This is a genomic window from Amycolatopsis sp. NPDC052450 (assembly GCF_044547565.1).
In the GTDB taxonomy this organism is placed as follows: domain Bacteria; phylum Actinomycetota; class Actinomycetes; order Mycobacteriales; family Pseudonocardiaceae; genus Amycolatopsis.
Map to the genome: position 1 here is coordinate 21,770 of NZ_JBIUAQ010000008.1, position 12,701 is coordinate 34,470.

Annotated in this window: 10 protein-coding genes and 2 tRNA genes; 4 read left to right on the plus strand and 8 right to left on the minus strand. The window is 68.9% G+C overall.

Translation table 11 applies throughout. The annotated features are described in order from the left end of the window. Nucleotides 1–58 precede the first annotated feature (58 nt). Together ACIHAO_RS15690 and shbA are read left to right on the plus strand one after the other, a co-directional pair. Nucleotides 59–586, plus strand: a complete 528-nt coding sequence (locus ACIHAO_RS15690) for an RNA polymerase sigma factor (protein WP_396558310.1) — start codon at nucleotides 59–61, stop codon at nucleotides 584–586. Between the two features lie 181 nt (nucleotides 587–767). Continuing rightward, complete coding sequence (gene shbA / locus ACIHAO_RS15695; RefSeq protein ID WP_396558802.1) at nucleotides 768–1,316, plus strand: RNA polymerase sigma factor ShbA; 549 nt, start codon at nucleotides 768–770, stop codon at nucleotides 1,314–1,316. A gap of 31 nt (nucleotides 1,317–1,347) precedes the next feature. On the opposite strand, the gene ACIHAO_RS15700 is transcribed toward shbA, so the two are convergent. Beyond that, nucleotides 1,348–1,767 carry a VOC family protein gene (locus tag ACIHAO_RS15700; protein ID WP_396558312.1) on the minus strand — a complete coding sequence of 140 codons (420 nt, stop codon included), beginning with the start codon at nucleotides 1,765–1,767 and terminating at the stop codon, nucleotides 1,348–1,350. A gap of 89 nt (nucleotides 1,768–1,856) precedes the next feature. Between ACIHAO_RS15700 and ACIHAO_RS15705 the strand changes: the two genes are divergently transcribed. Beyond that, nucleotides 1,857–2,441 carry a TetR/AcrR family transcriptional regulator gene (locus ACIHAO_RS15705; RefSeq protein WP_396558314.1) on the plus strand — a complete coding sequence of 195 codons (585 nt, stop codon included), beginning with the start codon at nucleotides 1,857–1,859 and terminating at the stop codon, nucleotides 2,439–2,441. Between the two features lie 71 nt (nucleotides 2,442–2,512). On the opposite strand, the gene ACIHAO_RS15710 is transcribed toward ACIHAO_RS15705, so the two are convergent. The 7 genes from ACIHAO_RS15710 to ACIHAO_RS15740 form a co-directional block, all read right to left on the minus strand. Further along, a tRNA-Val gene (locus tag ACIHAO_RS15710) sits at nucleotides 2,513–2,584 on the minus strand. A gap of 35 nt (nucleotides 2,585–2,619) precedes the next feature. Continuing rightward, nucleotides 2,620–2,694, minus strand: a tRNA-Val gene (locus ACIHAO_RS15715). Between the two features lie 79 nt (nucleotides 2,695–2,773). Then, a complete protein-coding gene (locus tag ACIHAO_RS15720; RefSeq protein ID WP_396558316.1) occupies nucleotides 2,774–4,615 on the minus strand; it encodes a serine/threonine-protein kinase in 1,842 nt (613 codons plus the stop codon). Nucleotides 4,616–4,624: 9 nt separating this feature from the next. Further along, nucleotides 4,625–6,508, minus strand: coding sequence for a serine/threonine-protein kinase (locus ACIHAO_RS15725; protein ID WP_396558318.1), 1,884 nt, complete (start codon nucleotides 6,506–6,508; stop codon nucleotides 4,625–4,627). Nucleotides 6,509–6,554: 46 nt separating this feature from the next. Next, on the minus strand, nucleotides 6,555–8,783 hold the full coding sequence (locus ACIHAO_RS15730; RefSeq protein WP_396558320.1) for a heavy metal translocating P-type ATPase: 2,229 nt from the start codon (nucleotides 8,781–8,783) through the stop codon (nucleotides 6,555–6,557). Nucleotides 8,784–9,211: 428 nt separating this feature from the next. Then, on the minus strand, nucleotides 9,212–10,327 hold the full coding sequence (locus tag ACIHAO_RS15735; protein ID WP_396558322.1) for a DUF6801 domain-containing protein: 1,116 nt from the start codon (nucleotides 10,325–10,327) through the stop codon (nucleotides 9,212–9,214). A 73-nt stretch (nucleotides 10,328–10,400) separates the two neighbouring features. After that, nucleotides 10,401–11,630 (minus strand): DUF6801 domain-containing protein, encoded by a 1,230-nt coding sequence (locus tag ACIHAO_RS15740; RefSeq protein ID WP_396558324.1) that lies wholly within the window; start codon nucleotides 11,628–11,630, stop codon nucleotides 10,401–10,403. Nucleotides 11,631–12,117: 487 nt separating this feature from the next. On the opposite strand from ACIHAO_RS15740, the gene ACIHAO_RS15745 reads away from it, so the two are divergent. After that, a complete protein-coding gene (locus tag ACIHAO_RS15745; protein WP_396558326.1) occupies nucleotides 12,118–12,690 on the plus strand; it encodes a hypothetical protein in 573 nt (190 codons plus the stop codon). The last annotated feature ends 11 nt before the right edge of the window (nucleotides 12,691–12,701 follow it).

Sequence of the window (12,701 nt, forward strand, 5' to 3'; positions counted from 1 at the left end):
GACGCTCGCTACACCTACTGGTGAGATACGACCGTAGGGGAGGGAGCGGTGATGTTCGGTGAACCAGCACTCGGACTTCGACGAGTTCTTCAAGCACGACTTCGCACCGTTAGTGGGATTCCTGTGCAAGGCCGGCTTCGACCTCGAGACCGCGAGGGACGCTGCCGCCGACGCGATGGTCCAGGCCTTCGAACGCTGGAGCACCCTTGAGCACCCACGTGCTTGGGTGCGCAAGGCCGCACCTCGCATCGCCAGAGCGCAGCTTCATCGAACAGAAGAGGGTGTCCGCCGGGCGGTCAAAGGCGACTGGTCTCAGCCGGTGGATCGGGAAACCGAGCGATTGATCTCCTTCCTCGATGAGACGGCATGGGTCGCGGACCTGGTGAACCAACTTCCGACGCGGCAGCGTGACGTCATCGTCTGGGCGCTCGACGGGTTCTCTCCCACCCAAATCGCGGATCACCTTGGCTTGCCGACGGTGACCGTCCGGTCCAACCTGCGTCACGCCCGCAGGCGGCTGGAGCGGCTCTATCGGCAGCAAAGACCGGTACAGGGCCTGACAGAAGGAGGCAACGACAGTGACTGATACCCGCGCCGTGCCCGCCTGGCTGTCCCAGGCCAACGATGCCTACAACGACTCCCTCAACCGAGGCTTGGACATCGACAAGACCCTGGCACAGGTCAAGAGCCGCGTGCTGACGCGCCGGTTGATCGCCGTGAGCCAGACGACCTTCGTGTCGACGGCGCGCGGCCTCGTCGATGATCCGATCGCGCCGGTCGCCGCTGCTGTTGAGGGTGATCCTCAAGCGGTCGAACGGTTGCTGGCGGCCATCCGTCCTTTGGTAGTGCGGTACTGCCGCGCTCGGGTTGGCAGGCAGGAGCGTTCGTTCGCTTCCGCAGACGACGTTGCTCAGGAGGTGTGTCTCGCGGTGCTCACGGCATTGCCTTCGTACCGTGATCAGGGCCGCCCGTTCCTGGCCTTCGTCTACGGGATCGCCCAGCACAAGGTGGCCGACGCGCATCGCGCCGCGGCCCGTAACCGTGCCGAGCCGGTCGCTGAAGTCCCCGACGAGATCGAGGGCGGCGTCGGCCCCGAGCAGCGTGCCCTCCAGGGCGAGCTGAACGAGCGCATGTCGCAGCTGCTGCGCGTACTTCCCGACAAACAGCGTGAGATCGTGGTCCTGCGGGTGGTCGTGGGATTGTCCGCCGAAGAGACGGCCGAGGCCGTGGGGTCCACCCCCGGCGCCGTCCGGGTGGCCCAGCATCGCGCCCTCGCGCGCCTACGTAAGGTTCTGGCCGCTGAGGAGGTGAGCTGAGTGAGCCACGCGTTCGTGGCGGCCGTCCTCGTCAGTGCGGGCGGGCGTCGTCGGTGAACTGCTCCGCGAACTCGGCGGTCGGCGGGATCTCCTGGATCACGTCGATCAGCACGCCGTTGGGGTCGGCGACGATGAAGTGCCGTTGCCCGAACTCCTCGCTGCGCAAGGAAAGTGCCTCGGGCAACCCCGCCTCCACGACCAGCCGCCGGTGTTCGGCGTCGACGTCTTCGACCTCGAAGTTCAGCAACAGTCCCTGCACGGGTTTGCCCGCCCCCGCGGGAATGGTGTCGTGCCCGGGAGCGAGGATCGCGAGCTCCCACTCGTCGCGTTTGAGGCTGACGTACCAGTCAGCCTCGAAGGTGAGCTCGAAGCCGAAGTGGCCGCAGTAGAAGTCCCGAGTCTCGGTGATCTTCTCGGTCATGAGAACGGGGTAGAAGCTGGTCAGACGCATGATGCCGCCTTGTCTCGCGAACAATACCGACCGTCGGTTTGTTTTGTCGAAGTTAGCCAACCGACGGTCGGTATGTCAAGATTCCGGTCATGGCCCGCACGAAACAGCAGCAGCGCGAAGAGACGATGGAGGCGTTGACCGCCACCGCCCGGCGAATGTTCGCCGAGCACGGATACGGCAAGGTCGGGCTGGAGACCATCGCGCAGACCGCGGGCGTGAGCAAAGGCGCGCTCTACCACCATTTCAGCAGCAAGGCGGACCTGTTCCGGCACGTGCTCGGCGTCGTCCAGCACGACGTCGGCGAGCAGATCGCGCGAGCCGCGGACGCCGCGCCGGACTCGTGGGCGGGGCTGCTGGCCGGATGCCGCGCGTTCCTCGCCGCGGCGACCGATCCGGAGATCCAGCAGATCATGTTGCTGGACGGTCCTTCGGTGGTCGGCTGGCAGGACTGGCGCGAACTGGACGCCGAGTCCTCCGCCCGGCACCTCGCCGAAGCACTGACCGGACTGATGACCGAAGGCGTCTTGGCGAAGCGGCCCGTGGAACCGTTGGTACGCCTGCTTTCCGGCGCGATGAACGAGGCCGCCGTCTGGCTCGCCCACTCCCCCGACCCGAAGGCCGACCTCGCCGCGACGATGGACACGCTCACACCGATGATCGAGTCGCTGCGCTGAGCTCTTATGCCGTGAAGGGCCCCCGCAACGCGAAAAGGCCCCACCCGAGCCGGGTGGGGCCTTCACTGCGGTGGGCGATACTGGGATCGAACCAGTGACCTCTTCGGTGTGAACGAAGCGCTCTCCCCCTGAGCTAATCGCCCGCGGTACGAACTCCGGTTCACCGGGGAAGTGAACCTGGTGCGCGATACTGGGATTGAACCAGTGACCTCTTCCGTGTCAGGGAAGCGCTCTCCCGCTGAGCTAAACGCGCGTGGTGAAGTTGTTCGTACTGAAGCTAGTTTAGCGGACCCGTTTCCGGGCGCGCACAGGGGTTCCCCTTCTCGATCGGCTCAGGGTTTCGGCAGCTTGGAGGCGACCGAGACCGCGATCTCCTTCGCCCGGTCACAGGGGCTTCCGCCCTCGCGCGCGAGCAGCCGGACGGCGACGTGTTCGGCCTCGCGGTCCGACAGCGGACGGTGCTGCCACGTCACGGCGCAGTTCGAGCCGCCGAACTCCCGGATGTCGCCGGTGACTCCGCCGCCGAGGTCCACCGGCGAACCTTCGGGCGCGTACGCACCCCGCTGGAACTCGACGGTCAGCGTGTCCCCGCCGCCCTCCCACTCGCAGATCCGCAATGTCCGCGGAGCCGCCCGCGCGCCTGCCATGTTCTTGCCGAGCACCGCCGGATCGGCGGCCGCGCACGGGTCGAGCGGCAGGATGCTCGCCGGGTCGCCGCCGCGGTCGGCCTCGTGGGTGCGCAGGCGGGTGATGGCGGCGGTGAGCATGTCGTCGGCGCCCTTGCAGCGATCGCCGTCCCGGCCGAGATGGGAGACGACGACACCGAGCCGCCGGTCCGCCGGCAGCTGCGCGACCGAATCGCATCCGCCGCTGATCGTGCTGCGCAGCAACGGAATTCCCTCGACGGTGCGGTCGGTTCGTTCGAGGCTGCCGGCGGTCACCCCCTCGCCGAGCCGCAGCTCGAAGGTGACGCCGTTGAGGCCGGTGTACTTGCAGCGGGCCGGGTGGGTCAGATGCGTGTCCGGTTTCAGCGTGCCGAACTCCTGTACGAACCGGCCGGCGAGCACCTTGCACGGGTCCACGAGCCGCAGACGTTCCGGGCCGAGTGCGTCGGTCGCCGACAGCGAAGTCGTTCCGGGGCTCTCCGGCTTGGCGTGGTCGGCGATGGTGAGACCGAGCGCGACCATCGCCGACATCAGGAGCAGGACGGCCGCGGCGAGCGCGCCGAACAGGATCTTCTTCGTCTTCGGTGCCATCTTCTTCGGCGTCGGCCGCAAGAACGGCAACGGCAGCGCCAGTACTGAGCGCACCTCGGCGTCCTGCCGCTGGATCCGGGCCTGCACGGCGGGCGGCCAGGGCGCCGCGCCGGGCGGGACCGGGCCGAGGAAGTCCAGGATCTGTTCCGGCGTCGGCCGTCGCGCCGGATCCTTGGCGAGGCAGGGTTCGGCAAGCCGCCGGATCTCGTCCGGGACCGCACTCAAATCCGCCGCGCCGTGAACGACGTTATACAGCGTCTGAGGTGCGGTCGGGCCGGTGAACGGGCCGCGTCCGGTCGACGCCATGATCAGGATCGCGCCGAGGGAGAACACGTCGCTCGCGCCGGTGACCTGCCCAATGCCCGCCTGCTCCGGCGACATGAAGGCGGGCGACCCGATGATGGCGCCCGTACCGGTGAGCTCCTGGGCCTCCTCCGCCACCCGCGCGATGCCGAAGTCGATCACCCTGGGGCCGTCACTCGTCAGAATGATGTTGCTGGGCTTGAGATCCCGGTGGATCAGCCCGGCACAGTGGATCTCCGTCAACGCCGCGGCGAGTCCGGACGCCAGCACCCGGACCGACTCGGCGGGCAGCGGTCCGGCGGCGTCCACGGCCTCCTTCAACGACGGACCGGTGACGAAGACCGAGGCGAGCCAAGGGGTTTCCGCTTCCGCGTCGGCGTCCATGACGGCGGCGGTGTAGGCGCCGGAGACCAGCCGCGACGTGGTGACCTCGCGCCGGAACCGTTCACGGAAGCGGGGATCGTGCGCGAACTGGGCGTGCAGTTGCTTGACCGCGACGAGCCTGCCGTCGGGGGCGTGGCCGAGCACGACGCGCCCCATACCGCCTTCGCCGATCTCGGCGATGATCCGGTACGGGCCGATCTGCCGGGGTTCCCCGGGGTTCAACGGTTTCACTGGTCAGCCCTAGGGTTTCGGAAGTTTCGGCAACAACGCCCCGGCGAAGGCCTTCGCCTTCTCGCAGGCTTGCTCGGCGGTCTTCTCGGCACCGCTGGTCCCGACGGTCAGCTCGACGTTCTCCCCGTCGCGGTCGCTGACGAACCGATGCTGCCAGGTCAGCGAGCAGCTCGAGCGGGCGGCGCCGTCGTCCCTTCTCGCCAGGTACACCTTGGCGCCGCCGAGATCCAGGGTGGCGGTCTCCGTGTAGTACGAGTCCTTCGATTGGGCCGGCGGGTACGCCCGCACGAAGCTCAGCCGGACACTGCCCGCCGTGTCGTACCGGCATTGGTGCAGATGTTCGCGGATCGTTTCGACGACCGGGCCGATCAGCCGGTCCGTGGTCGCCGGTCCGAGCAGCGCGCACGGGTCCAGTGGAGCCAGGGTGCCCGCCGGAAGCGCGCGCTCGTGGCCTCCGGCGCGGATCCGCTTGACCGCGTCGGAAAGCGCGGCCTTCACCACCGAACACGCCTCGTCCTTTGTGGACATCGAGTTGACGTCGACGCTGAGTTTGGTGTTCGGCAGGCCGGCCACCGGGACGGCGGCCGCGCACGCGTCGTCGGAGCCCTTGACGCGCAGCGGAAGCCCTTCCAGCTCGCCGCCCGCCACGCCTTCGACCAGATCGCCGCCGACCTGCAGGTCCAGCCATTTCCCCGTGGGCGAGGAGTAGGTGCACGAATCGAAATGGATGTCCATCTCCGTGCTCAGCTTGCCGAACCCCGGCACGTCCCGGCCCGCGAGCACTTTGCACAGGTCGACCCGGCGCAGGTTGTCCGGGCCGAGCGGGTCCTGGTTGACCGGGGTGGCGACCGGTTCGTCCGGTTGCGGTGAGGAACTCGGCGCGATGGCGGCCGGAGGCGGGTCTTCCCCGGACAGCGAGACCGCGGCGACGGTGCCACCGGCCAGCAACACCACGGCGGCCGCGGCCAGTCCGGCATACAGGCCGCGCCGGGATCGCTTCGGCGGAGGCGGGTTCAGCAGCCGCCGGACCTCGGCCTGCTGCGTCTCGATGAGGTGCGACACCACTGGTGGCCACGGGCTGGTCACCGGCGGGATCGGGCCGAGCCGCTCCAGCACCCAGGCCGGGGACGGCCGGTCCGCCGGGTTCTTCGCCAGACACGGCTCCACGATCTGCCGCAGCTCCGGCGCCAGATACCGCAGATCGGGCTGGACGTGCACGACGTTGTACAGAGTGTGCGGAGTGGACGTCCCGGTGAAGGGGCTCGTCCCGGTCGCGGCCAGCACCAGCAACGCGCCGAACGAGAACATGTCGCTCGCCGCGGTCAGCGGCTTGCCCTCGGCCTGCTCCGGCGACATGAACCCGGGCGAACCGATGACGGCGCCGGTGTGCGTGAGTTCGGAGTCGCCTTCGACCGCGCGGGCGATCCCGAAGTCGATCACCCGGGGGCCGTCACTGGCGAGGATGACGTTGCTCGGCTTCAGGTCCCGGTGGATCAGCCCGGCGCGGTGGATGTCGCCCAGCGCCAGCGCGAGCCCCGCGGCGAGATGCCGCACCGCCATCGGCGGCAGCGGCCCACCCGCCGAGACCGCGTCGGACAGAGCCGGTCCCGGGACGAACACCGAGGCCAGCCACGGTGTCGGCGCGTGGGGATCGGCGTCCATGACCGGGGCGGTGTACGCACCGGACACCAGACGGGAGGTTTCGACCTCCCGGCGGAACCGCTCGCGGAAGCCGGGGTCGTGCGCGAAACCCGGGTGAACCTGCTTGACCGCGACCAGGCGCCCGTCGGAGGAGATCCCGAGCAGCACCCGGCCCATCCCGCCCTCACCGAGCGCGGCGAACACCCGGTAGCGCCCCACGCCGGTGGGTTCGCCGGTGTTCAACGGCTTCACGAAGGCCCCCTTGTCCGGGGCGATGGTACAAAACCACCCGGAAGTGTCACGCAGCGCGTCGGTCCGCGCGGCCGAAGTCCTTGAGCCGGAGGCTGTTGGACACGACGAGCACGGAGGACAGCGCCATCGCGGCACCGGCGATCAGCGGGTTCAGCAGGCCCAGCGCGGCCAGCGGGATCGCGGCGACGTTGTAACCGAACGCCCAGACCAGGTTTCCCCGGATGATCCGCAGGGTCCGGTCGGCGAGCCGGATGGCGTCGGGGACCACGCGCAGGTCTTCGCGGACCAGCACCATGTCGGCCGAGCGCAACGCGATGTCACTGCCCTGTGCCATCGCCATGCCGAGATCCGCGGTTGCCAGCGCCGGACCGTCGTTGATCCCGTCGCCGACCATCGCGACCCGCGCTCCCCCGGCCCGCAGTCCTTCGATGACGGCGGCCTTTTCCGCGGGCAGCACGCCGGCGCGCACGTCGGAGACGCCGATCTCGTCCGCGACCACGCGGGCGGCGGCTTCGTTGTCGCCGGTCAGGAGCACGGTCCGCAGGCCGAGCGCGTGCAGGGCGTCGACAGCGGCCCGTGCCGAAGGCTTCACGACGTCCCGGATCGCCAGCTGTCCGGCGACCCGGCCGTCCACGGCGACCAGGATCGCCGTGGCGCCGTCCTCCGCGGTGAAGTCGCCGGGGACGGCGATCCCGCGGTCGGCGAACAGCCGCGCGTTGCCGACAAGGACCGCGTGCCCCTCGACCTCGCCCTTCGCGCCGAGCCCCGGCAGGGCTCCGAAGCGTTCGACCGGGGGCAGGTCCGGCAGTTCGGCCCTCGCCGCGGTCACCACGGCCGCCGCGATGGCGTGCTCCGAACCGGACTCCACGGCTCCGGCGAACCACAGCAGCTCGCCGATGGTGAACCCGTCCGCGGGGCGGCACGCGGTGACGGTCATCTTCCCGGTGGTGACGGTGCCGGTCTTGTCCAGCACGACGGTGTCCACCGTGCGGCTCGCCTCGAGCGCGTCAGGTCCCTTGATGAGGATGCCCAGCTGGGCGCCGCGGCCGACCCCGGCCATGAGCGCGGTCGGCGTCGCCAGCCCGAGCGCGCACGGGCAAGCGATGATGAGAACGGCGACGGCGGCCGCGAAACCTTCGCGGACGGGCGCCCCGCCGAGCAGCCAGACCGCGAGCGTCACCACCGCCACACCGAGCACGGCCGGGACGAACACCGCGCAGATCCGGTCGACCAGGCGTTGCACCGCCGCCTTGCGGGCCTGCGCGCGTTCGGCCAGCGCGGTCATCTGGGCGAGCTGGGTGTGCGTGCCGACCGCGGTCGCGCGGACGACCAGCCTGCCGTCCCGGTTCACCGAAGCGCCGACGACCCGGTCTCCTTCGCCGGCCTCCGCGGGCACCGGCTCACCGGTCACCGCGCTGACATCCACAGTGGACAGTCCGCTGTGGATGACGCCGTCGGCGGCGATCGACTCCCCCGGCTTGACCACGAACAGCTCGCCGACGGCCAGTTCGCCGATCGGCACCATCCGCTCCGCTCCGTCTCGCAGCACCCGGACGTCCTTGGCGGCCAAGGCGTCCAAGGCCGCCAGGAGCCCGGCGGCACCGCGCCGGGACCGGCTTTCGAAATACCGGCCCGCCAGCAGGAAGGTGGTCACCCCGGCGGCGACGTCGAGGTAGATCGCGTCGGCGCCGGCCGCCGTCGGGCCGAAGCCGATCCAGTACCCGGGTTCGGATCCGCCCGCGAAGGCGGACCACGCCGACCACGCGAACGACGAGAGCACGCCCAGCGAAACCAGGGTGTCCATACTGGACGAACGATGGCGAAGGTTCCGCAACGTGGCGCGGTGGAACGGCAGTGCGGACCAGAACACCACCGGAACGGCCAGCGCGAGGCACAGCAGCTCCCAGCCGGGGAACCGCAGCCGCGGCACCAGTGCGAGCGTGATCGACAGGTTCCCCAGCGGGATCGCCAGCAACGCGGCGACCACCAGCCGCCGACGAAGATCCCGCACCCGGGCGAAGCCGCTGTCCGGATCCTCTTCCCCGCGGACCTCCGCCGTGTAACCGGATTTGCGAACCCGCTCGATGAGCACTTCGTCGGCCAGCGCTTCGGGCACCTGCACGGTGGCGCGCTCGGTCGCGTAGTTCACCGACGCGCGCACACCGTCCAGTTTGTTCAAGGTGCGTTCGACCCGCGCCGAACAAGCGGCGCAGGTCATCCCCGACACGGTCAGCTCCACCGTGCGGACGGCGGCCTCCGGCGCGGAAATCGTCATTTCGTGGCACTCCCCGTTTCACCGATGGTTCCTTGGTGGTGGAACAGGTGCCCGGGTGGTGTCGCGAGGCAGATTACCGCCGCCGGGAACCGAACCCGCCATCGGCCCGACTACTGCGGTGGTGGTGGAAACAGGTGTCCCGAGTGACGCGTGGCGGTGTGCCGGCGGCGGTTTCACGTGTCTGGACGGACGACACACGTGTTGGGATGGACGACACGCGTGATTGGACGGACGACTCGCGGCGGAACCCTGGACGCGCGTGTGTCGTCCATCCAGTCACGCGTGGCGTCCGTCTGATCACACGTGTCGTCCCCTCAGTCACGCGAAACCTCTGCGGGAAGGCCTCCTCAGTACATGAAGGACCCCTTCCTTGCGCCTAGGTACAGGAAGGGGTCCTTCATGTACTTCACCCGAGCGCAGGCGCGTGACTAGCGCGGGGCCAGCGTGAGGTCGAAGGTGTTGCCATCTCCCTGGACGAGCGAGCTCACGTACGAGGTGAAGGCGCCGCAGCCGGTCAGGGGCGCCAGCGAATAGGTTCCGGTGAGCGTGCCGCCTGCCGCCATGGTGAAGCCGTCACCGGTGCGCAGTTCCGCCGTCGACGGGGCCGACGTCCGGCAGCCCGGTCCGGTGCTGACCGGCATGCCGACGAGCGTGACGAGCGGCAGGACGGTGGTGAAGCGGGGCCGTGCGACGAAACCGGTCCCGGCGAGATCGCCGCCCTGCGGTCCTTCGGCGACGAACTCGAGATCCGCCGAGCCCGGCAGGAAGCCGAACAGCCGGAAGTCGGCGTGCGCCTTGTCGAACACCGGGCCGCCGCTGAACACCGTGGCCGCGGTGGGGCTCAGGTCGAACGAGCCTGCCAGCGGCGCGGCGGCACCGAGTGCTTTGAGGCCGGTCTTCCCGGCGACCGTGTACCGATGGCCCGCGGGCTTGTCGCCGAGTTCGAACGAGAGCAGCACCGGGTCCTGGCCGGGGTCGAGCGTGCAGTCCGAAGTGAACGAACCGATGCCGGTGAACGAGCCGTCGGCCTTCTTCGGGGTGAGGCGGGTGGTGAAGTCTCCGATGGTCAGGGTGGTCTTGCCCGGTTTCGCCAGCGTGATCGTGGGCACGGAGCCGGTCGCCACCGTGCTGAACGTGCCGGACGGCGGGAGGTCGGTCTTGGCGACGTTCAGCGGGAGGCGCACCGGGAGCGGGTTCGCGTCGCCGTTGACCAGTGTCACGCCGGCGGCCGCGGTGCCTTCGATGGTGGCGGCGCCGACCAGGTTGAGCCCGCGAGCGGCCTTGTCCGGCACGGTCACGGTGATGGTCAGCCCGGAGGTCGTGAGCGTGCCGCCGGGCGCCGTCGGGACTTCGAAGTCGGCCTTGATGTTCACGTCGAGCTTCTGCAGCCCGATCAACGGGAACGGGCAGGTGAACGACAGGTTCTTGGCCACGGGCGTGCTCGCCGCCGCGCTCCGGACGGCGACGAACAGCAGGCTGCCGGCGGTGAGCAGGACGATGAGGCCCGCCGCGAGGAGCATCCGGACGTTGATGCGAAGGGGCATGGTCGCCTTCCTGGACGGCACGGAAACGGCACCGGTCCCCGTCACGGAACGCGACGGGGACCGGCTGCCTGACTTACTTCTTGGTGAGGTTCAGATCGAGCGTGTTGCCGTCACTCTTGGCGAACATGCTGATCATGTCGTTGAACGAACCGCAGTTCTGCAGCGCCGACAGCGAGTAGGTACCGGAGAGCTTCCCGCCCTTGAGCAGGTCGAAGTCCGGACCGGTGGTCATCTCGCTGGTGGACGGGCTGACCGTGCCGCACTTCGGGTCGCTGCTGATGGGGATCCCGAAGACCTGCACACTCGGCAGGAACACGTTGAACTTGATGTGCGCCTTGAACCCGGTGCCGACGAGCTCACCGGTTTGCTTGCCGACCTGCTCGACCTTGATCTCCGAACGTCCGTCGACGAACCCGAACAGCTTGAACTGGGTGGACGACGGGTCGAGCTTCAGGTCACCGGTGAACGTCTTCGACGCGAGGTCCACGTTCGCGTCGAAGCCACCGTTGATCGCGGCCGTGCTGCCGAGCGACTTCAGCGCGGTCTGTCCCTTGATGCCGAACGCGTACTTGATCCCGCCGCCACCGGGTGTGGTGGTGGTAGTGGGCGGGGTCGTCGGCGTGGTCGGCGTCGTGGGGGTGGTGGGCGTGGTCGGGGTGGTGGGCGTGGTCGTGCCGCCACCGCCGTCACCGATCTTGATCGTGGCCAGGGTGTTGTTCTGGCCCGGATCCTGCTTGCACGGCGCGTCGATCGTGCCGTCCGGCGTGATGCCGGTGACCGAACCGTCGGCCTTGCGCGGGGTGACCTTCAGCTGCAGGTCGCCCACGGTGATCTTCGCTTCGCCGGGCTGGTTGAAGGTCAGCGAAGGCGTCTTGCCCGCCGCGTTGATCGTCATCTCGCCCGAGGTGGGGATGTTCTGCTTGGCGATGTCGTTCGGGACGTTGACCGGGAGGTTGAGCCCCGGTGCCGCCACGGTCGCCGCCGCGATGGCCTGTCCTTCCAGCGTGGTCGCACCGATCAGGTTGAGCCCGCTGACCGTGTCCGCGTTGATCGTGGAGACGGCCTTGATGTCGAACGTGCCGGTCGGCTGACCGGTCTTGACCGACAGCGGAAGATCGGTGTTGATCACCACCTTCAGCGACTGTGACCCCACGAGCGGCAGGTCGCAGTGGTAGTTGAGGGGCAGCGAGATCGGATCGGCGACACTGGACTGTGCCCCGGCCACGAGTACCGCGGTGGCAAGCCCCACGGCACCGGCAGCGGCGGCGGCGACCGCCTTCTTGGTTCCTCTACGGTGACTCACGATCGTCCTTCCGTGGTATCAACGATGATACGAAACGGCGTACAATTCCCCAGAGCAATGAATATCGGCCCGAGAGAATTCTCCGGGTAGCGACGATGTCTGACGGATCGCAACCGAACAGTAAACTAACGACGCGGCACTCCCGCTATCAAGTGGTTCCCCGGAAAAGTTGACGCGTCGCCGGTAAATTGTCACCCTGGCACGGTGCGTCCGGCCGGTTCCTAGTAGCGGCACATGGGTTTTCCCAGCACAGGGCCACATCGCGTCCCACGCGGAACCGCTGACGAGGGTGACAATCGTGCGGCGGGAAACTATCTCGCGCGTACCAATCGCCCTTTTCCGGCCGTCGCCCGCCTTGCCTGCCGGAATCTTTCGTGAGTAACCTCGCGTTTCAGCAAGCCGGTCACCGCCGACCACCGCGGAATCCCGCTCCTCGTGCCACGGCCGGCCCTCTTTCGCCGAATTCGACGGGGAAACCATGAAAAGAATGCGCCGCACGGCAGCGCGAATCGCGTTCGCCACCGTCTCCCTGACCGCCTCGGCGGTCCTTCTGAGCGCCTGCGGGTCCGACGAGCCCGCCGACACCGGCAGGCACGCCGACCCAGCCGCGCTCGCCTGGGCGGACAAGGTGTGCTCCGGAGTCGCGACGGGCTCGGCGAAGCTGACCCAGCCGCCCGCGTTCGACCCCAACAACCCCCAAGGCGCGAAGACCGCCATGGTGGGCTTCCTGAACTCGCTCACCGTGGCGCTCGACGACATGGCGGGCGGGATCCGCAACGCCGGGGTGCCGCCGGTCCCGGATGGACAGTCCGCTGTGGACAAGGCCACCACGACGCTCGACGAGACCAAGTCGAAGGTGTCCGCGACCCTGGTGAAGATGCAGGACGCGAAGGTCACCGACCAGGCGAGCCTGCAGAAGGTGGTCGCCGACGCCGACACCACGATGAGCGGGTTGAGCGAGCCCGAAGGCCCGATCAAGCACCTGCGCGCCAACCCGGAACTGGATCTCGCGTTCGCCGAGTCCGCGACCTGCCGCCAGGTCTACGGCGGCAACGCCTGAGTGAGCCCCCT

What these genes read in the sequence shown, in the direction of transcription:
- ACIHAO_RS15700 (WP_396558312.1), bottom strand. Translation starts at nt 1,767, where the DNA reads ATGCGTCTGACCAGCTTCTACCCCGTTCTCATGACCGAGAAGATCACC.
- ACIHAO_RS15705 (WP_396558314.1), top strand. Translation starts at nt 1,857, where the DNA reads ATGGCCCGCACGAAACAGCAGCAGCGCGAAGAGACGATGGAGGCGTTG.
- ACIHAO_RS15730 (WP_396558320.1), bottom strand. Translation starts at nt 8,783, where the DNA reads ATGACGATTTCCGCGCCGGAGGCCGCCGTCCGCACGGTGGAGCTGACC.
- ACIHAO_RS15735 (WP_396558322.1), bottom strand. Translation starts at nt 10,327, where the DNA reads ATGCCCCTTCGCATCAACGTCCGGATGCTCCTCGCGGCGGGCCTCATC.
- ACIHAO_RS15745 (WP_396558326.1), top strand. Translation starts at nt 12,118, where the DNA reads ATGCGCCGCACGGCAGCGCGAATCGCGTTCGCCACCGTCTCCCTGACC.